General features: G+C 69.3%; 14 protein-coding genes. 11 read left to right on the forward strand and 3 right to left on the reverse strand.

What is annotated here, in order from left to right; translation table 11 throughout:
* Positions 1-56: 56 nt before the first annotated feature.
* Positions 57-1,028 carry a glutathione synthase gene (gene gshB / locus PcP3B5_RS02705; protein ID WP_043317848.1) on the reverse strand — a complete coding sequence of 324 codons (972 nt, stop codon included), beginning with the start codon at positions 1,026-1,028 and terminating at the stop codon, positions 57-59.
* A 246-nt stretch (positions 1,029-1,274) separates the two neighbouring features.
* Between gshB and pilG the strand changes: the two genes are divergently transcribed.
* From pilG to PcP3B5_RS02755, 10 genes are all read left to right on the forward strand, one after another.
* Positions 1,275-1,682 carry a twitching motility response regulator PilG gene (pilG, locus tag PcP3B5_RS02710; protein WP_009615249.1) on the forward strand — a complete coding sequence of 136 codons (408 nt, stop codon included), beginning with the start codon at positions 1,275-1,277 and terminating at the stop codon, positions 1,680-1,682.
* 44 nt (positions 1,683-1,726) lie between these two features.
* Positions 1,727-2,092, forward strand: a complete 366-nt coding sequence (pilH, locus tag PcP3B5_RS02715) for a twitching motility response regulator PilH (RefSeq protein ID WP_009615257.1) — start codon at positions 1,727-1,729, stop codon at positions 2,090-2,092.
* Positions 2,093-2,137: 45 nt separating this feature from the next.
* Complete coding sequence (locus PcP3B5_RS02720) at positions 2,138-2,674, forward strand: chemotaxis protein CheW (RefSeq protein ID WP_009615258.1); 537 nt, start codon at positions 2,138-2,140, stop codon at positions 2,672-2,674.
* An 83-nt stretch (positions 2,675-2,757) separates the two neighbouring features.
* On the forward strand, positions 2,758-4,806 hold the full coding sequence (locus PcP3B5_RS02725; protein ID WP_043269485.1) for a methyl-accepting chemotaxis protein: 2,049 nt from the start codon (positions 2,758-2,760) through the stop codon (positions 4,804-4,806).
* A gap of 59 nt (positions 4,807-4,865) precedes the next feature.
* Positions 4,866-5,723, forward strand: coding sequence for a protein-glutamate O-methyltransferase (locus tag PcP3B5_RS02730; protein WP_061560519.1), 858 nt, complete (start codon positions 4,866-4,868; stop codon positions 5,721-5,723).
* A gap of 24 nt (positions 5,724-5,747) precedes the next feature.
* Positions 5,748-13,682: an Hpt domain-containing protein gene (locus PcP3B5_RS02735; RefSeq protein ID WP_061560520.1), complete on the forward strand. Its 7,935-nt coding sequence runs from the start codon at positions 5,748-5,750 to the stop codon at positions 13,680-13,682.
* Complete coding sequence (locus PcP3B5_RS02740) at positions 13,675-14,712, forward strand: chemotaxis protein CheB (protein WP_009615262.1); 1,038 nt, start codon at positions 13,675-13,677, stop codon at positions 14,710-14,712. The genes PcP3B5_RS02735 and PcP3B5_RS02740 overlap by 8 nt, the downstream gene beginning before the upstream one ends.
* A complete protein-coding gene (locus PcP3B5_RS02745; protein WP_009615263.1) occupies positions 14,709-15,221 on the forward strand; it encodes a chemotaxis protein CheW in 513 nt (170 codons plus the stop codon). The genes PcP3B5_RS02740 and PcP3B5_RS02745 overlap by 4 nt, the downstream gene beginning before the upstream one ends.
* Positions 15,222-15,231: 10 nt before the next feature.
* Complete coding sequence (locus PcP3B5_RS02750) at positions 15,232-16,023, forward strand: AraC family transcriptional regulator (protein ID WP_061560521.1); 792 nt, start codon at positions 15,232-15,234, stop codon at positions 16,021-16,023.
* Positions 16,024-16,102: 79 nt separating this feature from the next.
* Positions 16,103-16,714 (forward strand): LysE family translocator, encoded by a 612-nt coding sequence (locus PcP3B5_RS02755; protein ID WP_043269477.1) that lies wholly within the window; start codon positions 16,103-16,105, stop codon positions 16,712-16,714.
* 287 nt (positions 16,715-17,001) lie between these two features.
* On the opposite strand, the gene PcP3B5_RS02760 is transcribed toward PcP3B5_RS02755, so the two are convergent.
* Both PcP3B5_RS02760 and PcP3B5_RS02765 read right to left on the reverse strand, forming a co-directional pair.
* Positions 17,002-17,721, reverse strand: coding sequence for a 16S rRNA (uracil(1498)-N(3))-methyltransferase (locus PcP3B5_RS02760; RefSeq protein WP_043269475.1), 720 nt, complete (start codon positions 17,719-17,721; stop codon positions 17,002-17,004).
* Positions 17,722-17,806: 85 nt separating this feature from the next.
* Positions 17,807-19,210: an adenosylmethionine--8-amino-7-oxononanoate transaminase gene (locus PcP3B5_RS02765; protein WP_061560522.1), complete on the reverse strand. Its 1,404-nt coding sequence runs from the start codon at positions 19,208-19,210 to the stop codon at positions 17,807-17,809.
* 154 nt (positions 19,211-19,364) lie between these two features.
* Here PcP3B5_RS02765 and PcP3B5_RS02770 point away from each other — a divergent pair, with 154 nt between their 5' ends.
* Positions 19,365-20,849, forward strand: a complete 1,485-nt coding sequence (locus PcP3B5_RS02770) for a flavin monoamine oxidase family protein (protein WP_009615272.1) — start codon at positions 19,365-19,367, stop codon at positions 20,847-20,849.
* The last annotated feature ends 126 nt before the right edge of the window (positions 20,850-20,975 follow it).

Consider the following 20,975-nt stretch of genomic DNA (forward strand, 5'->3'; position numbering starts at 1 on the left):
AGTCTGCTTTCCCCGGCCGCCGCCTGCAAGCGGCAAGCGTCAAGTTGTCGGCTGCGTCAAACTTGCGCCGCCGCCGCGCGGGCCTTGAGCTTGCCCTCGATGGCGTCCATCAGGCGCTCGCCGATGCGGGTGTCGTAGGCCTTGTCGATCTCGCGGATGCAGGTCGGGCTGGTGACGTTGATCTCGGTGAGGTAGTCGCCGATCACGTCCAGGCCGACGAACAGCAGGCCGCGCTCGCGCAGCTGCGGGCCGACCTGCTGGGCGATCCAGCGGTCGCGCTCGGTCAGCGGCTGGGCCACGCCGCGGCCGCCGGCGGCGAGGTTGCCGCGCGTCTCGCCCTGCGCCGGGATGCGTGCCAGGCAGTACTCCACCGGTTCGCCGTCGATCATCAGGATACGCTTGTCGCCATCCTTGATCTCCGGGATGTAGCGTTGTGCCATGATCTGCTGGTGGCCGTGCAGGGTCAGGGTCTCGAGGATCACCGAGAGGTTCGGGTCGCCCTCGCGGTGGCGGAAGATCATGGTGCCGCCCATGCCTTCGAGGGGTTTGAGAATGATGTCACGATGTTCGGCGGCGAACTCGCGCAGAATGTCGGCTCGCCGTGTGACCAGGGTCGGCGGCGTGCACTGCGGGAACAGCGTGGCGAAGAACTTCTCGTTGCAGTCGCGCAGGCTCTGCGGGCGGTTCACCACCAGGGTGCCGGCGCGCTCGGCCTGTTCCAGCAGGTAGGTGGAATAGATGTACTCGTTGTTGAAGGGCGGGTCCTTGCGCATCAGGATCACGTCCAGCTCGGCGAGCGGCAGGTCGATCTCCTGGTCCAGCTCGTACCAGCGCTCGGCGTCGTCGAAGACCTTCAGGGGGCGGATCTTGGCCCGTGCGGCGTTCGCTTTCTGGTAAAGATCCTGTTGTTCCATGTAGAACAGCGTCCAGCCACGGGCCTGGGCCGCCAGCAGCATCGCCAGGGAGCTGTCCTTCTTGAAGTTGATGCTCGCGATGGGGTCCATCACGATGCCCAGGCGTACGCTCATGGGGAGTCCTCCGAAAGGGGGGGTGCGGCGACGAACCGCGCCGAAAAGGGCGGAAAAGGATGCTCAGGGTGGCGCCGGATATGTGCCCGGTCAAGGAAAAAGCCAGCGCATCCGGGGTGTTATGGATGGATGCGGGAGAGTGTGCTAAAAGACTCCGACGATTGGGTCGCAGCCCGAACGGTGGCAGGGCGTCAGCGCACTGAATATAAGACAGTAACGATTCACCGAGATGGTAAAAGGGCGAACATGGAACAGCATTCCGATGGTTTGAAGGTGATGGTCATCGACGATTCCAAGACGATCCGTCGTACCGCCGAAACCCTGCTCAAGAAAGTCGGCTGCGATGTCATCACGGCCATCGATGGCTTCGACGCGCTGGCGAAGATCGCCGACACCCATCCGAACATCATCTTCGTCGACATCATGATGCCTCGGCTCGACGGCTATCAGACCTGCGCCCTGATCAAGAACAACAGCGCCTTCAAATCCACCCCGGTGATCATGCTGTCCTCCAAGGACGGCCTGTTCGACAAGGCCAAGGGTCGTATCGTCGGCTCCGACCAGTACCTCACCAAGCCCTTCAGCAAGGAAGAGCTGCTCGGCGCCATCAAGACCCACGTGCCCGACTTCACCCCGGTGGAGCAAGCTTCCTGATGTCCGGCCCTGCGTGCCGGTGATGCCTTTTCCTGGGGGACCCCATGGCTCGAATCCTCATTGTTGATGACTCTCCGACCGAGATGTACAAGCTGACCGCGATGCTGGAGAAGCACTCGCACCAGGTGCTCAAGGCGGAGAACGGCGCCGACGGCGTCGCCCTGGCCCGGCAGGAGAAGCCGGACGTGGTCCTGATGGACATCGTCATGCCCGGGCTGAACGGCTTCCAGGCCACCCGGCAGCTGTCCAAGGACCCGGAGACCAGCGCCATCCCGGTCATCATCGTCACCACCAAGGACCAGGAGACCGACAAGGTCTGGGGCAAGCGCCAGGGCGCTCGCGACTACCTGACCAAGCCGGTCGACGAAGAAACGCTGCTCAAGACCATCAATGCGGTACTCGCCGGCTGACGCCGGGCGGGGCCCGAATAACTATTAGAAAAGGCCAGGGCCGGCATGTCTGAAGTCCAGAGTCCCTTCCAGCTTCTCGTCGAGATCGACCAGCGCTGCCGTCGCCTGGCCGCCGGCCTGCCGGCGCAGCGCGAGGTCGTGCAGAGCTGGAACGGCATCGGCTTCCGCATGGCCGGCCGCCTGTTCGTGGCGCCCATGGGGGAGGTCGGCGAAGTGCTCCACGAGCCGCGCTACACCCTGTTGCCCGGCGTGCGCGAGTGGGTCCGGGGCGTGGCCAACGTCCGCGGTCGGCTGCTGCCGATCATGGACCTGTGCGGATTTCTCGGCGCGGAGCTGTCGCCGTTGCGCAAGCAGCGCCGCGTGCTGGTGGTAGAACACGGGGAGGTGTTCGCCGGGCTCATCGTCGATGAGGTCCTGGGCATGCAGCACTTCCCGGTGGACGCCTTCAGCGAGCAGTTGCCGCCCCTGGAGGCGGCGCTGCAACCCTTTGTTCATGGCGTATTCCATCGAGAGCAGCCCTGGCTGGTATTCAGCCCGCATGCCCTGGCGCAGCACCCGGGCTTCCTCGACGTCGCCAGCTAGTTGAAAACGGTTGGGTCGGGAACCTCCGGCCCGTGTCGTGACATGGAAACCGAAATCGTGGTGGGTCCAGGCGGGGGCCGTATATGAAGAAAATCAAGACAGGCAATCTCTTTGCGGGAGCGCGCAGCAGTTCACTGATCGCGGGGCTGTTCATCGTCCTGATCGTCTCGATCGTGCTGCTGTTCGCCAACTTCGCCTACCTCAACACCCAGTCGAACCACGACAAGCAGTACATCGGCCATGCCGGCGAACTGCGCGTGCTGTCGCAGCGGATCGCCAAGAACGCCACCGAAGCGGCGGCGGGCAAGAGCGAGGCGTTCAAGTCGCTGAAGGACGCCCGCAACGACTTCGAGAAGCGCTGGAACGTGCTGCTCAAGGGTGACGAGAGCACCGGCCTGCCGCCGAGCCCGGCCGCCGTGCAGACGCAGATGGCCGACGTGCAGAAGGACTGGGACCTGCTGCGCAAGAACACCGACTCCATCCTCGCCAGCGAACAGACCGTGCTTTCGCTGCACCAGGTGGCCGCGACCCTCGCCGAGACCATCCCGCAGCTGCAGGTGACCTACGAGGAAGTGGTGGACATCCTCCTGGAAAGCGGCGCGCCGGCCGACCAGGTCGCCGTGGCCCAGCGCCAGTCGCTGCTCGCCGAACGTATCCTCGGCTCGGTGAACAAGGTGCTCGCCGGCGACGAGAACTCGGTGCAGGCCGCCGACAGCTTCGGCCGCGACGCCAGCCTGTTCGGCCGGGTGCTCAAGGGCATGAAGGAAGGCAACGCGGCGATGAGCATCTCCAAGGTGACCAACGCCGAGGCCGTCGATCGCCTCAACGAGGTCTCCGAGCTGTTCGAGTTCGTTTCCGGCTCGGTGGACGAGATCCTCGAGACCTCGCCGGAACTGTTCCAGGTCCGCGAGTCCGCCAACACCATCTTCAGCAGCTCGCAGACCCTGCTGGACAAGGCCTCCAAGCTGGCCGACGGCTTCGAGAACCTGGCCGGCGGCCGGCACCTGAACCAGGTGGCGAGCGTCGCCCTGGGCATCCTCGCCCTCGGCTCGATCATCCTCATCGGCCTGGTGATGGTGCGCGAGACCAACCGCCGCCTCGCCGAGACTGCCGAGAAGAACGAACGCAACCAGGCGGCGATCCTGCGGCTGCTCGACGAGATCGCCGACCTCGCCGACGGTGACCTGACCGTGGCCGCGACCGTGACCGAGGACTTCACCGGCGCCATCGCGGACTCCATCAACTACTCCATCGACCAGCTCCGCGAGCTGGTGGAAACCATCAACCTCACCGCCGTGCAGGTGGCCGCCGCCGCCCAGGAAACCCAGGCCACGGCGATGCACCTGGCCGAGGCTTCCGAGCACCAGGCCCAGGAAATCGCCGGCGCTTCCGCCGCGATCAACGAAATGGCCGTGTCCATCGACCAGGTATCGGCGAACGCCAGCGAGTCCTCCGCAGTGGCGGAACGTTCCGTGGCCATCGCCAACAAGGGCAACGAGGTGGTGCACAACACCATCACCGGCATGGACAACATCCGCGAACAGATCCAGGACACCTCCAAGCGGATCAAGCGCCTGGGCGAATCGTCCCAGGAGATCGGCGACATCGTCAGCCTGATCAACGACATCGCCGACCAGACCAACATCCTCGCCCTGAACGCCGCGATCCAGGCGTCCATGGCCGGTGACGCGGGCCGCGGCTTCGCCGTGGTGGCGGACGAGGTACAGCGCCTGGCGGAACGTTCCTCCGCCGCGACCAAGCAGATCGAGGCGCTGGTGAAGACCATTCAGACCGACACCAACGAAGCGGTGATCTCCATGGAGCAGACCACCTCCGAAGTGGTGCGTGGCGCCCGCCTGGCGCAGGACGCCGGTGTGGCCCTGGAAGAGATCGAGAAGGTATCCAAGACCCTGGCGGCGCTGATCCAGAACATCTCCAACGCCGCCCGTCAGCAGGCGTCGTCCGCCGGCCACATCTCCAACACCATGAACGTGATCCAGGAGATCACCTCGCAGACCTCCGCCGGTACCACCGCCACTGCGCGCAGCATCGGCAACCTGGCGAAGATGGCGAGCGAGATGCGCAACTCGGTATCCGGCTTCAAACTGCCGGACCTGGCAGAACGGGCCTGAGCGGAGGTGCGCGGGGCTGAAGGGCGCCGCGCACGACAGTCTTGAGCGAGAGGCGCGACATGCAGGCAACTGGCGTCTGGTCGTTGCAGCCGTTGGCCGACATGTCGGCGGCGGAGTTCCGCGACTGGCAGGCTCTGCTGGAAGAACGCACCGGCGTTGTAGTCAACGAACAACGCCGGACCTTCCTGCAGACCAGCCTGGGCGCGCGCATGCGCGAGCTGGGCATCGGCGACTACGCCAGCTACTACCACCAGGTCACCGACGGCCCGCGGGGCGCAGTGGAGTGGTCGAACCTGCTGGACCGCCTGACCGTCCAGGAAACCCGCTTCTTCCGCCACCTCGCGTCCTTCGAGCTGCTCGCCGGCTACGTCCGCGAGCGCCTGCCGGCGCTGGGGCGGCCGCTGGCGTTGTGGAGCGTGGGTTGTTCCAGCGGCGAGGAGCCGTACTCGCTGGCCATGGTGGTCGCCGAGGCGCTGCGCGAGCTGGAACTGCCGTCGCTGTACGGGGTGAGCGGCACCGACATCAGCCTCAGCGCCCTGGGCAAGGCCCGCGAGGCGCTGTACCCGGCGCGCAAGCTGGCGGATGTCGAGGATGAACTGCGGCAACGCTATTTCCGGGAAGAGGCCGACGGCCGCTACCGGGTGCGACCCGAGCTGGCCGAGCGGGTGTGCTGTACGCGATTGAACGTGCTGGACCTGGGGCAGGCGCCCATGTCCGGCCTGGACGTGATCTTCTGTCAGAACCTGCTGATCTACTTCCGCCGCTGGCGGCGCCGGGACATCCTCAACCGCCTGGCCGAGCGCCTGGCGCCGGGTGGGCTGCTGGTGATAGGCGTTGGCGAGGTTGCCGAATGGCAGCACCCGGACCTGGTGCCGGTGGCCGACGAGCGGGTTCTGGCCTTTACCCGGAAGGGATGACACAGACACATGAGTGGAGTGGCTATGGGTGATCGGCACGATTATGTCGCCCTGGAATGGGTGAAAGGCGAGATCGCCGAAACCCTCAAGCAGGCGCGGCAGGCCCTGGAGGCGTTCGTCGAGAACCCGCAGGACCCCACGCGCATGGGTTTCTGCCTGGCCCACGTCCACCAGGTGCGGGGCACCCTGCAGATGGTGGAGTTCTATGGCGCCGCCCTGCTCGCCGAGGAAATGGAGCAGCTCACCCAGGCGCTGATCGACCAGCGCGTGCCCAGCCAGGGCGAGGCCCTGGAAGTGCTGATGCAGGCCATCCTGCAGTTGCCGGTGTACCTGGACCGCATCCAGAGCGCGCGCCGCGACCTGCCGATGGTGGTGCTGCCGCTGCTCAACGACCTGCGCGCCGCCCGCGGCGAGAAGCTGCTCTCGGAAACCAGCCTGTTCGCCCCCGACCTGTCCGGCGGCAAGCCGCTGCTGCCCCACGACGCCCTGGCGCGCCTGCGCACCTCCGAGCTGCCGACGCTGCTGCGCAAGCTGCGGCAGATGCTGCAGGTGGCGCTGGTCGGGGTGATCCGCAACCAGGACCTGCCGACCAACCTGGGCTACATGGCGCGGGTCTTCGCCCGCCTCGAATCGCTGTGCCGGGAGGCCCCGCTGGGCCGCCTGTGGACCATCGCCTCGGCCATGGTCGAAGGCCTGGCCAACGGCAGCATCGCCAACGGCACCACGGTGCGCAACCTGCTGCGCCAGGTCGACCGCGAGTTCAAGCGCCTGGTCGAGGAGGGCGCAGACGGGATGAACCAGGCGGCGCCCGACGAACTGGTGAAGAACCTGCTGTTCTATGTGGCCAAGGCGTCCGACCAGTCGCCCAAGGTGCGCGAGGTCAAGGACGAGTACCGTCTCGACGAGGCGCTGCCCGGCGCCGCCGTGGTGGACGAGGAACGCGCCCGCCTGGCCGGCCCGGACCGCGACGCCATGCGCTCGGTGGTCGGCGCCCTGTGCGAGGAACTGGTGCGGGTCAAGGACAGCCTCGACCTCTTCGTGCGCAGCGACCGCTCCGCGGTGGCGGACCTCCAGGCCCTGGTGACGCCGCTCAAGCAGATCGCCGACACCCTGGCGGTGCTCGGCTTCGGCCAGCCGCGCCGGGTGATCCTCGACCAGCTCGAAGTGGTCGGCGCCCTGGCCGACGGGCGTCGCGAACCCAGCGACGCCACCCTGATGGATGTCGCCGGCGCGCTGCTCTACGTCGAGGCCACCCTGGCCGGCATGGCCGGGCCCAGCGAGGAACATGGCGACGAGGAGAGCCGCCTGCCGACCACCGACGTGGCGCAGATCCACCAGGTGGTGATCAAGGAGGCGCGCAACGGCCTGGAGCTGGCCAAGGACGCCATCATCGAGTTCATCGCCTCGCAGTGGAACCACGAGCACCTGGCGCGGGTGCCGGAACTGCTGACCCAGGTCCGCGGCGGCCTGGAAATGATCGACCAGGGGCGCGCAGCCCGGCTGCTGGAGGCCTGCAACCGCTACATCCAGGAACAGCTGCTGGCGCGCCAGGCGGTGCCGGACTGGCACAGCCTGGACACCCTGGCCGACGCCATCACCGGCGTCGAGTACTACCTCGAACGCCTCTCCGAGGACCAGGGCAGCTCCGGCGAGCTGATCCTCGACGTCGCCGAGGAGAGCCTGGAACAGCTGGGCTATCCGCTCAAGCCGCGGCCTTCCATCCTCGACATGCCGACGCCCGACGCCCCGGCGGACGAGGCGCTGGCGGAAATCGACCTGCTGGCGACCAGCGCCGCCGCCGACGTGCTGGCGGAACAGGGCGTCGTCGACGAGCTGCAGGCGCCGGACGACATAGTGCCCGAGGCCGCCCAGGCCTTCGCCGCCGAGCCCGGCTGGGAACCGGCCAATGCCGGCGATCTCGCCCAGCCCGGCGACGAGCTGGCCTGGGACCTGCCGGCCACCGAGGAAGCGGCGCCGATCCGCGAGGACGTCGAGGCGCCGTTGCTGGTCTCCGACGACAACTGGACCCTGGCCGAGCCCGAGACGCCGGCGCTCGACGATGCCGGTGTCGACTTCAGCCTGGACGCGCCGCTGGAATCGCCCGCCGAGCCGGTGGAGCCGAGCTGGTCGCTGGACGAGAGCCTGTCCCTGGACGGCCTGGAGCCGCTGCCCGGCTCCGAAGTGGCGCCCGCAGCCCCGGGCCTGGCGGCCGCAGGCGATTCCTGGACCCTCGACGACCTGCCGGCCCTGGATGCCGCCGCGAGCCCCGCAGCCGCGGAAGGCGAAATCCAGTGGACGCTGGACGAAGAAACCCCCTCCACCTCCGACACCTCGTGGAGCCTGGACGACCTGCCGGCCCTGGATGCCGGGGCCGAGCCGCAAACCAACCCGTCGGCGCCGGCCAGCGAACTCGAATGGGACCTGGCGTTCGACGCGCCGCAACCTGGCGATAGCGCACCGGCCCTGGGCGAATGGAGCCTGGAACCCCTCGCCGACGAGCCGCCGGCGAGCGACGAACTGCCCGCGCTGGAGCTGGATGCCCCGCTCGATGCGCCTGGGTCATCTCTGGAAGAACTGCCCGAGCTAGCGGCCCCGGCCAGCGAGCAGCCCAGTGCCGCGGACCAGGCCTGGGAGGACTTGGACATGGCCGCGCTGGACCTGCCCGAGGTCGAGCTGCCGTCACCGCCGGCCGAGCCCGAGGCCGAGCCGGAGGAGGCGAAACCGCTGTCCCTGGCCGAGGTGATGGCCACCCCGGCCCAGGCGATCAATCCGCCGGCCCGCGAGGTGCCGCCCAGCCTGCTGCCGCCGCCGGCCGACGAGGAACCGGTGGACGAGGAGCTGCGCGAGGTCTTCATCGAAGAGGCCGGCGAGGTCCTGGAAACCATCAACGAATACCTGCCGCGCTGGCAGGCCGACGTCGACGACCGCGAAGCGCTGACCGAGATCCGCCGCGCCTTCCACACCCTCAAGGGCAGTGGGCGCATGGTCCGGGCGCTGGTGGTCGGCGAACTGGCCTGGTCCATCGAGAACCTGCTCAACCGCGTGCTCGACCGCAGCATCGCGGCCAGCGCGCCGGTGCTGCAGGTGATCGGCGACGTGGTGGCGCTGATGCCGTCGCTGGTGGACGAGTTCGCCGCCAGCGCGCAGCGCCAGCGCGACGACGTCGACCAGCTCGCCGCCACCGCCCACGCCCTGGCCAAGGGCGAACCGGTGCCGCCGCCGGAAGGCGGGGAAACACCGGCGGTCGAAGAGGTGGCGCTGGAGCCGGCGGTCGAAGCCGCGGCCCTGGACGAAGGTCTCGACCCGCAGCTGCTGGAAATCTTCCGCAACGAGGCCGAAGCCCATCTGGAAACCCTCGGCGGCTTCCTCGCCGACTGCGACCGCGAGCTGCCCCAGCCGGTCACCGACGACCTGCAACGCGCCCTGCACACCCTCAAGGGCAGCGCGCACATGGCCGGCATCCTGCCGATCGCGGAAATCGCCACGCCGCTGGAGCGGCTGGTGAAGGAGTTCAAGACCAACCTGCTGCAGGTCGACCTGCGCGAGGCCGAGCTGTTGCGCGAGGCCGAGCGCCTGCTCAGGGTGGGTCTGCAACAACTGGACGCCGGCCGTCCGCTGGCGCACATCGACGGCGGCGACGAGTTGCTGCAGCGCATCGCCCAGGTCCAGCAGGAGCGCCTGGAGGCCGCGGAGGCCAAGCGTCGCGGCGAAAGCGGCGAGAGTGGCGGCGATCCGCAGATGCTCAGCCTGTTCCTCGCCGAGGGCATGAACATACTGCTGGACGCCGAGGACCTGCTCGGCCGCTGGCGCGAACACCCCCACGAAGGCCAGGAGCTGGGCGCCCTGCACGAGGAGCTGGCGACACTGGCCAAGGGCGCGCAGCAGGCCGAGCTGCCGCAGATGGCCGAACTCTGCGAAGCGCTGCTGGCCGTCTACGGCGCGGTGCAACAGGGCCGGCTGGCGGTGAGCGACGACTTCTTCGGCGCCGCCGAAGACGCCCACGAGGCGCTGATCGGCATGATGGACCAGGTGGCCGCGGCGTTGCAGGTCAGCGCCTGCCCGCAACAGGTCGAGGCCCTGCAGCGCCTGCTCCAGGCGCCCGCCGTGGAGGCCGATGAGGCATCCGAGCCGGTGCAGGCGGAGGCCGACGGCGAGAGCGATTTCATCGACCTCGACCAGCTCACCGCCGACGACTTCCCGCTGGAGGACGAAGAGCTGCTGCTCGACCGCCCCACCGCACCGGAAGACCTGCCCGAAGGCCTGAAATGGCCGGCGGCGCCGCTCGCCGAGGCGCAGGAGCCCGCGCCGGTCGAGCCGGAAGACGTTCGCGCGGCCAACCCCGTGCAGACGCTGGACGAGGAAATGGTGGCGATCTTCCTCGAAGAGGCCGTGGACATCCTCGACAGCGCCGGCCAGGCCCTGGCGCAGTGGAGTCAGGCCCCGGAGACGCCGGCGCCGCTGTCCACCCTGCAACGCGACCTGCACACCCTCAAGGGTGGCGCGCGCATGGCCGAGATCCGCGAGATCGGCGACCTGTCCCATGAGCTGGAGTCGCTCTACGAAGGCCTGCTCGACCAGCGCTTCCAGGCCGGCCCCGGCCTGGCCGGGCTGCTCCAGGCCTGCCACGACTGCCTGGCGCAGCAGCTCGACCAGTTGCAGGCCGGGCAGCCGCTGACCGACCCGGACGCGCTGATCCAGCGTATCCGCGCCTTCCGCCAGAACCCCGAGACGGCCTTGACCGCCGCGCCGGCCGAGCCGCAGCCTGAAGCCGAAGCCGAAGCCGAAGCCGAAGCCGAAGCCGAAGCCGAAGCCGAAGCCGAAGCCGAAGCCGAAGCCGAAGCCGAAGCCGAAGCCGAAGCCGAAGCCGAAGCCGAAGCCGAAGCCGAAGCCGAGCCGCTGGCGGACGAGCCGCCGCTGCCGATCGTCGACGAGAGCGAATCCGAGCCCGAGCCCGAGCAGGAGCCGGAGACCGAAGGCACGGCGCCCGAGGCGGTCGACCCGGTGCTGGAGGAAATCGACCTCGCCACCTTCCTCCATGAGGCGGAAAGCGATCCCAGCGCCCAGGCCCTGGAGCAGTCCGACGACGTCGAGCCCGCGGCGGAACCGGCGTTCGAACCGCTGGAAGTGCACGACCAGGAATTGGTGGACATCTTCCTCGAAGAAGGCTTCGACATCCTGGAAAGCGCGGCCGGCGCGCTGCAGCGCTGGATGGGCAACGTCGACAACGGCGTCGAGCTCGAAGCCCTGCAGCGTGACCTGCATACCCTCAAGGGCGGCGCGCGCATGGCCGAGATCCGCCCCATCGGCGACCTCGCCCACGAACTGGAATACCTCTACGAAGGCCTCTGCGGCGGGCGCCTGCGCGCCAGCGACGGGCTCTTCGCCCTGCTCCAGCGCTGTCACGACCGCCTGGCGGAAATGCTCGAGGCGGTGCAGGGCCGGCGGCCGGTTCCCGAGGGCGAGTCGCTGATCGCGGCGATCCGCGACTTCCGCGCCAACCCCGACGAACAGCTGAGCATGCCCAGCAGCGTCAGCCTGCAGCCGCTGGTGCCGTCGCTGCTGGCCGGCGACGAGCCGGCGGCGGACATCATCGACATCTTCCTGGAAGAGGCCGACGACCTGCTCGAAGGCATGGAGCACGCCCTGGGCCGCTGGGACGCCGATGGCGACCACGGCGCCCTCGACGAGCTGCTGCGCATCCTCCACACCCTCAAGGGCGGTGCGCGGCTGGCCGGGCAGAACGCCCTCGGCGACCTCGCCCACGACCTCGAGGAGCACCTCACCGAAGCCCAGCGCCAGGGCGCGCCCTGGCCGGACAGCCTGCTGCTCGACGTGCAGTCGGGCTTCGACGGCCTGCAGAACGAAGTGGACCACCTGCGCCAGCAGGTCGGCGAGGCCGATGCCGCCGCGGAAAGCGCCGCGGCCGTCACGCCGCCGCCCGCCAGCGAGCCGGAGCCGGTCGAGCCGCCGCTGCCGGTCCTGGCCGCCGGCGCCATCATGGCCGTCGTCGAGCCGCAGCGCAGCGAGGCGCCCAAGGTCCTGCCCTTCGTCCAGCGCGCCCAGGAGGCCGCGCAGCAGGCCGCCGCGCGGCGCGCCCCGCAGGAGCTGGTGAAGGTCCCGGCGCCGCTGCTGGAAAACCTGGTCAACCTGGCCGGCGAAACCTCCATCTTCCGCGGCCGCGTCGAGCAACAGGTGAGCGACGTCGGCTCCACCCTCACGGAGATGGACGCCACCATCGAGCGGGTGCGCGACCAGCTGCGCCGCCTCGACACCGAGACCCAGGCGCAGATCCTCTCGCGCCACCAGGCCGACGCCGAGCGCGCCGGCTACGAGGACTTCGACCCGCTGGAGATGGACCGCTACTCGCAGCTGCAGCAGCTGTCCCGCGCGCTGTTCGAGTCCGCCTCCGACCTGTTCGACCTCAAGGAAACCCTGGCCGCGAAGAACCGCGACGCCGAGACCCTGCTGCTGCAGCAGGCGCGGGTCAACACCGAGCTGCAGGAAGGCCTGATGCGTACCCGCATGGTGCCCTTCGACCGCCTGGTGCCGCGCCTGCGGCGCATCGTCCGGCAGGTCGCCGGCGAACTGGGCAAGCAGGTGGAGTTCATCGTCGGCAACGCCGAAGGGGAAATGGACCGCACCGTGCTGGAGCGCATAGTCGCGCCCCTGGAGCACATGCTGCGCAACGCCGTCGACCACGGCATCGAATCCGCCGACGCGCGCCGCGCCGCCGGCAAGCCGGAGGCCGGCAGCATCCGCCTGGAGCTGGGCCGCGAGGGGGGCGACATCCTCCTCAGCCTGGCCGACGACGGCGGCGGCATCCGCCTCGACGCGGTGCGCCGCAAGGCCGTCGAACGCGGCCTGATGGCGGCCGATGCCGAGCTTTCCGACCACGAGGTGCTGCAGTTCATCCTCGAGGCCGGCTTCAGCACCGCCGAAAAGCTCACGCAGATTTCCGGGCGCGGCGTCGGCCTGGACGTGGTCAACGCCGAGGTCAAGCAGCTCGGCGGTTCCATGAGCATCCACTCGGAGACGGGGCAGGGCACCCGCTTCGCCATCCGCCTGCCCTTCACCGTATCGGTGAACCGCGCGCTCATGGTGCTTTCCGGCGAGGACCTGTACGCCGTGCCGCTGAACACCATCGAGGGCATCGTCCGCGTCTCGCCCTACGAGCTGGAGGCCCTCTACGAGGAGGGCGGCAGGCAGGGCCATGCGCCGCACTTCGAATATGCCGGGCAGGACTACGAGCTGAAATACCTGGGCGATCTGCTGAACAACGGCCAGCAGCCCAAGTTGGTGGGCCAGTCGTTGCCGTTGCCGGTGATCCTGGTGCGCTCCGCGGAACACGCGGTGGCGGTGCAGGTGGACGCCCTGGCCGGCTCCCGCGAGATCGTGGTGAAGAGCCTGGGCGCGCAGTTCGCCGGGGTCAGCGGCATCTCCGGGGCGACCATCCTCGGCGACGGCCGCGTGGTGGTGATCCTCGACCTGCTGGCGACCATCCGCGCCCGCCTGGCCAGCCTCGCCCTGCATGCCCAGCCGCGCCGCGCGCTGCCCAATGCGCCGCAGGCGGACAGCGAGCAGCAGCGCCCGACCCTGGTCATGGTGGTGGACGACTCGGTCACCGTGCGCAAGGTCACCAGCCGCCTGCTGGAACGCAACGGCATGAACGTGCTGACCGCCAAGGACGGGGTGGACGCCATCGCCCAGCTGCAGGAACACAAGCCCGACATCATGCTGTTGGACATCGAGATGCCGCGCATGGACGGCTTCGAGGTGGCCACCCTGGTGCGCCACGACGAGCGCCTGAAGGACCTGCCGATCATCATGATCACCTCGCGCACCGGCGAGAAGCACCGCGAGCGGGCCCTGGCCATCGGCGTCAACCGCTACCTGGGCAAGCCCTACCAGGAGTCCGAGCTGCTCGACAGCATCCAGGCGCTGGTGACCGCCCATGCCTGAGCAGAGCGGCGCAAGGATCGCGATCATCGCCGACACCTCGCTGCAGCGCCACGTGCTGCAGCAGGCGCTGGCCGGGCATGGCTACCAGGTGGTGCTCAACGCCGACCCCGGGCGTCTGGATGAGGCTCAGTTGGCCGCCTGCGAGACCGACCTGTGGCTGGTCGACCTGGCCCAGCAGGAGGACACGCCGCTGCTCGACAACCTGCTGGAGCAGGCCCAGGTGCCGGTGCTGTTCGGCGAGGGCCATGCCCCCGAGCGGCTCTCCGAACACTATCCGCGCTGGGAACGGCGCCTGGTGGGCAAGCTGCGACGCCTGGTGGGCGACCCCAGCGCCAATGTCGGCCAGAGCCTGGAGGCGCTGCTGAGCGAGGCCCAGCGGCCGAACCGCATAGCCTTGCCCGACGACCTGGCGGCCTCGCCGCTGCAGGTGGGCGAGCCGGCGCGCCAGGTCTGGCTGCTGGCCGCGTCCCTGGGCGGCCCAGCGGCGGTCAAGGCGTTCCTCGATGCGCTGCCGGGCGGCCTGCCGCTGGCCTTCCTCTATGCCCAGCACATCGCCCCGTCGTTCGAGCAGAGCCTGCCGCAGGCGGTGGGGCGGCATAGCCAGTGGCGCGTCAACCTCGCCCGCGACGCCGACTGGCTGCGCTGCGGCGAAGTGGTGGTGGTGCCGGTGCAGCACGAGCTGGGCTTCGCCGAGGATGGCCGCATGCGCCTGGGCCAGCGGGCCTGGCCGGAGCCCTACAGCCCGTCCATCGATCAGATGATGCTCAACCTCGCCCAGCAGTTCGGCAGCCGCTGCGGGGTGATAGTCTTCAGCGGCATGTGCAGCGACGGCAGCGCCGCGGCCGCCTACGTGCGCCGCCAGGGCGCCGAGATCTGGACGCAGCGCGCGGACGGCTGCGCCTGCTCGAGCATGCCCGACAGCCTGCGCGAGGGCGGCTACAGTACCTTCTCGGCCGATCCGCGCGAGCTCGCCGCGGCGCTGGTCGAACACCTGGCCGCGCAGTGTGCGGCCACTGGAGTGGAGTCATGAGTGATCTTTCCCTGCCGCAGGAAGCCCCTGTGAACGGCACCCCGGCCAACCTCGGCGCCGACGAGGCGCCCGCCAGCCTGACCGGGCTGCTGGTGCCCCTGGCCGACCGCACCCTGCTGCTGCCCAACGTGGCCGTGGCCGAACTGATCGCCTACCGCGCGCCCCAGGCGCAACCGGGCCTGCCGGCCTGGTACCTGGGCCAGGTGGCCTGGCGCGACCTGCGCCTGCCGCTGCTGTCCTTCGAGGCGGCTTCCGGCGGCGCGGCCCAGGTCGGCCCAGGGGCGCGGGTCATCATCCTCAACGCCCTGGGCGGACGGCCCCACGTGAAGTTCCTGGCGCTGCTGGCCCAGGGCATCCCGCGTTCGCTCAAGGTCGGTCCCGAGCTGCCTCGCGCCGAGGCCGAGCTGGCGCCGCTGGAACTGGCGGCGGTGAGCGTCGGCGACGACCTGGTGCGCATCCCCGACCTGGTGGCGCTGGAGCAGAAGCTCGCCGACGCCGGGCTGATCTGAGCCCCCGGCCATGGCGCTGCGTCACGCCTGGCTGGGCGATGGCTGCGAAGTGGCCAGCGCGGCGCTGAGCGGGCACCGCTTCGACAAGCACAGCCACGACGAATTCGTCATCAGCGCCAACCTCTGCGGCAGCGAGGACATCTGGCTGGACGGCCGCAGCTTCCAGGCCGGCGCCGGCGACATCACTCTCTACAACCCGGGGCAGATCCAGGGCGGCGGCGCCGCCGACGGCCAGCCCTGGCGCTTCGTCAGCCTCTACCTGCCGGAAGCCGTGCTGGCCGAGAGCCTGGGCCTGCGGCGCCTGGCCTTCGAACGGCCGCTGCTGACGCATCCACAACTGGCTGGGGAACTGGCCCGGGCGGTGGAGCTGGCCCTTTCCGGCGATACCTTCCTGCGCGAGCGCGGCGAGGAGCGCCTGACCCTGGTGCTGGCCGAGCTGGCGCGGCACGCGGGCACCCGCCCTCCGGCCACGGCAGCCCTTGGCCGGCGCCCGGTGGAGCGCCTGCAGGAACTGCTCGCCGCCAACCTCGCCGAGCCGCTGAGCCTGGAGGCCATGGCGCAGCAGGTGCAGGTCTCCAGGTTCCACCTGCTGCGGGCCTTCAAGCAGCACACCGGGATGAGCCCGCGGCAGTGGGCCATGCAACTGCGCACCCGGCGCGCACTGGCGCTGCTGCGGGCAGGCGTCGCCGTGGGCGATGCCGCCCATGCCCTGGGCTTCGCCGACCAGAGCCACCTGACCCGCCACTTCCGCAGCGCCTACGGCATCAGCCCCGGCCGCTACCAGCGCACGCTGCGCGGCTGAAGCGGCGCAATCCGGTTCAAGTTTTTCCGCCATCACCTGGGGAGAATGGGCGCATTCCCGCTTTCCGGAGTCCCGCCCCATGCTCGCCATCTTCCTTGCTGCCCTGCTGTTCGGCTTCGCCTTCAACATCTCGCCGGGGGCGGTGTTCAGCGAAACCCTGCGCCGTGGCCTGACCGGCGGTTTCCGTCCGGCGCTGCTGGTGCAGTTGGGTTCGTTGATCGGCGATGCGGTCTGGGCGCTGCTGGGGCTGACCGGCCTGGCCCTGCTGCTGGCCCACGAGCAGGTGCGCGTGCCGCTGACCCTGGCCTGCGCCGGCTACCTGGCCTGGCTCGGCATCCAGGGCCTGCGCGACGCCTGGCGCCCGCCGCTGGACGACCTGGAGGCGGCCACCAGCGCCGGCAACGCCTTCGCCTCCGGGGCGGCCATCTCGCTGTCCAACCCGAAGAACGTGGTCTACTGGGGCGCGCTGGGCAGCGCCCTGGCCGGCATCGTCGAAGGCGCCCCGAGCCAGGCGCAGTCGCTGGTGTTCTTCGCCGGTTTCATGCTCTCGTCGCTGATCTGGTGCTTCCTCTGCGCCGGCCTGGTGGACTGGCTGCGGCGCAACACCTCGCTGTTCTGGCACCGCGTCAGCTACGCCGGCTGCGGCCTGCTGCTGCTTGGCCTGGCCGGCCTGGCGCTGCGCGGGCTTTGAGGGCGCGCGTCTGACGCGCCAATCGCTACGGCGATGGGTATCGCTTCGCTCAACCCATCCTACGGGGCTTCGAACCCACCTGTAGGCGCGGATTCATCCGTGAGCCGGCCGACAGGCCGGTTCCGGGATATCGCGGACGGAGTCCGCTCCTACGCTGCGCCAGCCGCGGCGTTCCCCTGTAGGAGCGCGCCCTGCGCGCGAACCGCGGGCATGGCCCGCCACGATGGGGCCGGGGAGGCACGGTCGCAGGACCTTGTCCGCGATAGCCGAGGGTTCCGCCGGCTACCTCAGAAATCGCCCCACAGCTGCTGCGCCACGCTCAGTGCCACCACCGGCGCGGTCTCGGTGCGCAGCACCCGCGGGCCCAGGCGGGCGGCGTGGAAGCCGGCGGCCCTGGCCTGTTCCACCTCGGCGTCGCTCAGGCCGCCTTCCGGGCCGATGAGGAAGGCCAGGCTGCCCGGGCGGGCGTGGCTGGCCAGGGGCTCGGCCACCGGGTGCAGGACCAGCTTGAGGTCCGCCTCGGTGGCCTGCAGCCATTCGGCGAGGCTGACGGGGGCGTCTATCTGCGGCAGCACCGAGCGGCCGCATTGCTCACAGGCGCTGATGGCGATCTGGCGCCAGTGGGCGGTGCGCTTGTCGGCGCGTTCGTCCTTCAGGCGCACTTCGCAGCGTTCGCTGACGATCGGGGTGATCCGCGCAGCGCCCAGTTCGGTGGCCTTCTGGATCGCCCAGTCCATGCGCTCGCCGCGGGACAGGCCCTGGCCCAGGTGCAGGCGCAGCGGCGACTCGGCCAGGCCGGCGAAGCTTTCGCGCAGCTCCACGCGCACGTTCTTCTTGCCTACTTCCACCAGTTCGCCGAGGAATTCCTGGCCGGAACCGTCGAACAACTGCACGGCATCGCCGGCGGCATGCCGCAGCACGCGGCCGATGTAATGGGCCTGGGCCTCGGGCAGCTCGTGCTGGCCGAGGGAGAGGGGGGCGTCGATGAAGAAGCGGGAAAGGCGCATAGGGGCTGGAAGCTGGAGGCTGGAAGCCGGAAGTCTACCCGCGGTGCGCTTCCGGCTTCCAGCTTCAGGCTTCCAGCTTTTTGGGCTAGCCCGGATCCCGGTGATCCGGGTACAACCCGCTGACCGCCACGCTCACCGAGTCCCGGCAGGCGATGTCGATGCCTTCGCTGGCCACTTCGGCGAGGAAGTCGATTTCCTCCGGGGTGATCACGTAGGGCGGCAGGAAGTACACCACGTTGCCCAGCGGGCGCAGCATGGCGCCGCGTTCCAGGGCGTGCTGGTAGACCTTCAGGCCGCGGCGCTCCTGCCAGGGGTAGGCCGCGCGGCTGGTCCTGTCCTGGACCATCTCGATGGCCAGGGCCATGCCGGTCTGGCGGACCTCGGCCACGTGGGGATGGTCGGCCAGGTGCGCGGTGGCCGAGGCCATGCGCGCGGCCAGGGCCTTGTTGGCCTCGATCACGTTGTCCTGCTCGAAGATGTCGAGGGTCGCCAGGGCCGCGGTGCAGGCCAGCGGGTTGCCGGTGTAGGTGTGCGAATGCAGGAAGGCGCGCAGGGTGGCGTAGTCGTCGTAGAAGGCCTGGTAGACGGTGTCGGTGGTCAGCACCGCGGCCATCGGCAGATAGCCGCCGGTCAACGCCTTGGACAGCACCAGGAAGTCCGGGGTGATGCCGGCCTGCTCGCAGGCGAACATGCTGCCGGTGCGGCCGAAGCCGACGGCGATCTCGTCGTGGATCAGGTGCACGCCGTAGCGGTCGCAGGCCTCGCGCAGCAGCTTGAGGTACACCGGGTGGTACATGCGCATGCCGCCGGCGCCCTGGATCAGCGGTTCGACGATGACCGCGGCGACTTCCCGGTGATGCTGTTCCAGGGTGCGCTCCATGTGCTCGAACATGGCCCGCGAATGGGCTTCCCAGCTCTCGCCCTCGGCGCGCAGGTAGCAGTCCGGGCTGGGCACCTTGAGGGTGTCGAGCAGCAGCGACTTGTAGGTTTCGGTGAACAGCGCCACGTCGCCCACCGACATCGCCGCCACGGTTTCGCCGTGGTAGCTGTTGGTCAGGGTGACGAAGCGCTTCTTCGCCGGCTGGCCGCAGTTCTGCCAGTAGTGGTAGCTCATCTTCAGCGCCACCTCGATGCCGGAGGAGCCGTTGTCGGCGTAGAACACCCGCGACAGGCCCTCGGGCGTGAGGCGCACCAGGCGCTCGGACAGCTCGACCACAGGCGCATGGGTGAAGCCGGCGAGGATCACGTGCTCCAGCTGGTCGACCTGGTCCTTGATGCGCTGGTTGATGCGCGGGTTGGCGTGGCCGAAGACGTTCACCCACCAGGAGCTGACCGCGTCCAGGTAGCGCTTGCCCTCGAAGTCCTCCAGCCACACGCCCTTGCCGCGGCGGATGGGGATGACCGGCAGGCGCTCGTGGTCTTTCATCTGGGTGCAGGGGTGCCAGAGCACCTCCAGGTCGCGCTGCATCCACTCGGCGTTCAGGCCCATGGAAGGTCTCCTCTTGAAGTCGTCGGGCAAGCCTATGCAATGGGACATGGACGGACAAGGCGCGCGCCGCGACACACGGCAGAGGGTGGCATCTGGCCGGCCACTGGGCGCTGGCGTATGCTGCGCGCCTTCGCACCATGTTGGGGGATGCACGATGAAGATTCGATGGCTGCGCGCGGCCTCGCTGCTGGCGCTGGCGGCGTTCAGCGCGTTCGCGCTGGGCAAGGACAAACAGCCGACCGCGATCGTGGTCGGCGGCGGGCTGGCCGGCCTCAGCGCCGCCTATGAACTGCAGCAGTCGGGCTGGCAGGTCACCCTGCTGGAGGCCAAGCCGCAGATCGGCGGGCGCTCGGGCCTGGCCACCAGCGAATGGCTGGGCAACGCCAAGGCCCAGCCGACCCTCAACGGCTACCTGGACACCCTCAAGCTGAAAGCGGTGCCGGCGCCGGAATTCGTGCGTACCCCCAGCTACCTGATCGACGGCGTCTACTACAGCTCCGCCGACCTGAAGCAGAAGATGCCTGCCGTGGCCGCCGACCTGGAGCGCTTCGAGAAGTCGCTGAACGATCTCTCGGCGTCCATCGACGACCCGCTCGACCCGCTGGCCAACAAGACCCTGTTCGCTCTCGACCAGCTCAACGTCGCCCGCTGGCTGGACAAGCTGAACCTGTCGCCGACCGCGCGCCTGCTGGTCAACCAGCGCATCCGCTCGCACTACGACGAGCCCTCGCGCCTGTCGCTGCTGTACCTCGCCCAGCAGGGCCGGGTGTACCGCAACGTCGACGACCGCGACTTGCGCGCCGCGCGCCTGCCGGGCGGCAGCCAGGTGCTGGCCCAGGCCTTCGTCAAGCAGTTGAAGACCATCAAGACCAACGCCCGCGTCAGCGCCATCGTGCAGGACAAGGACGGCGTCACCGTCAAGGCCGGCAGCACCGGCTACAGCGCCGACTACGTGGTGCTCGCCGTGCCGCTGCGCGCCCTGGCCCAGATCCAGCTGACCCCGGGGCTCAACGCCAGGCAGCAGGAAGCGCTGAAGAACACCAACTACGGCTGGCGCGACCAGATCCTGCTGAAGTTCAAGCGCCCGGTGTGGGACGACAAGTCGCGCCTGTCCGGCGAGATCTACAGCGACCAGGGCTTGGGCATGATCTGGGTCGAGCCCGCGCTCAAGGGCGGCGCCAACGTGCTGATCAACCTCTCCGGCGACAACGCCCGCGTGCTGCAGGCCTTCGGCGACCGGCAGATGGTCGACCAGGTGCTGATCCGCATGAACAAGTACTACCCGAAGATGCGCGGCGCCTATTCCGGCTACGAAATGCGCCGCTACAGCACCGATGTCAGCACCGGCGGCTCCTACCTGGCCTACGGCCCGGGGCAGATCAGCCGCTTCTGGCGCGCCTGGGAACAGCCGCTGCCGCGCGTCGCCTTCGCCGGCGAGCACACCGACGCGCTCTACCCGGGCACCATCGAGGGCGCCCTGCGCAGCGGCAAGCGCGCCGCCGCGCAACTGCGCGACCTGGCCGACGGCAAGAACGTCAGCATCCCCGCGCCGGCCAAGGCCAGCGAAGCGCCGGCGGCGCCGGCCGCGGGCGAGGGCAAGAAGAAGGGCGCGTTCTCCTGGTTCACCGACATGTTCTGAGCCGCGGCTCCCGCCACTGCCTGTGAAAAAGGGGCGCCTTCCAGCGCCCCTTTTTCTTTGGCGGCGAATAATTCCCGCGCCCGGGGTGTTATCTCGAACGAGGCACAGAAGGCTCTGGAATGGTCG

This window comes from Pseudomonas citronellolis, from assembly GCF_001586155.1.
Taxonomy (GTDB): domain Bacteria; phylum Pseudomonadota; class Gammaproteobacteria; order Pseudomonadales; family Pseudomonadaceae; genus Pseudomonas; species Pseudomonas citronellolis.

Bases quoted from the DNA above. Each gene is read 5' to 3' on its own strand.
- gshB (WP_043317848.1), bottom strand. From the start codon at position 1,028: ATGAGCGTACGCCTGGGCATCGTGATGGACCCCATCGCGAGCATCAAC.
- pilG (WP_009615249.1), top strand. From the start codon at position 1,275: ATGGAACAGCATTCCGATGGTTTGAAGGTGATGGTCATCGACGATTCC.
- pilH (WP_009615257.1), top strand. From the start codon at position 1,727: ATGGCTCGAATCCTCATTGTTGATGACTCTCCGACCGAGATGTACAAG.
- PcP3B5_RS02720 (WP_009615258.1), top strand. From the start codon at position 2,138: ATGTCTGAAGTCCAGAGTCCCTTCCAGCTTCTCGTCGAGATCGACCAG.
- PcP3B5_RS02725 (WP_043269485.1), top strand. From the start codon at position 2,758: ATGAAGAAAATCAAGACAGGCAATCTCTTTGCGGGAGCGCGCAGCAGT.
- PcP3B5_RS02730 (WP_061560519.1), top strand. From the start codon at position 4,866: ATGCAGGCAACTGGCGTCTGGTCGTTGCAGCCGTTGGCCGACATGTCG.
- PcP3B5_RS02735 (WP_061560520.1), top strand. From the start codon at position 5,748: ATGGGTGATCGGCACGATTATGTCGCCCTGGAATGGGTGAAAGGCGAG.
- PcP3B5_RS02740 (WP_009615262.1), top strand. From the start codon at position 13,675: ATGCCTGAGCAGAGCGGCGCAAGGATCGCGATCATCGCCGACACCTCG.
- PcP3B5_RS02745 (WP_009615263.1), top strand. From the start codon at position 14,709: ATGAGTGATCTTTCCCTGCCGCAGGAAGCCCCTGTGAACGGCACCCCG.
- PcP3B5_RS02750 (WP_061560521.1), top strand. From the start codon at position 15,232: ATGGCGCTGCGTCACGCCTGGCTGGGCGATGGCTGCGAAGTGGCCAGC.
- PcP3B5_RS02755 (WP_043269477.1), top strand. From the start codon at position 16,103: ATGCTCGCCATCTTCCTTGCTGCCCTGCTGTTCGGCTTCGCCTTCAAC.
- PcP3B5_RS02760 (WP_043269475.1), bottom strand. From the start codon at position 17,721: ATGCGCCTTTCCCGCTTCTTCATCGACGCCCCCCTCTCCCTCGGCCAG.
- PcP3B5_RS02765 (WP_061560522.1), bottom strand. From the start codon at position 19,210: ATGGGCCTGAACGCCGAGTGGATGCAGCGCGACCTGGAGGTGCTCTGG.
- PcP3B5_RS02770 (WP_009615272.1), top strand. From the start codon at position 19,365: ATGAAGATTCGATGGCTGCGCGCGGCCTCGCTGCTGGCGCTGGCGGCG.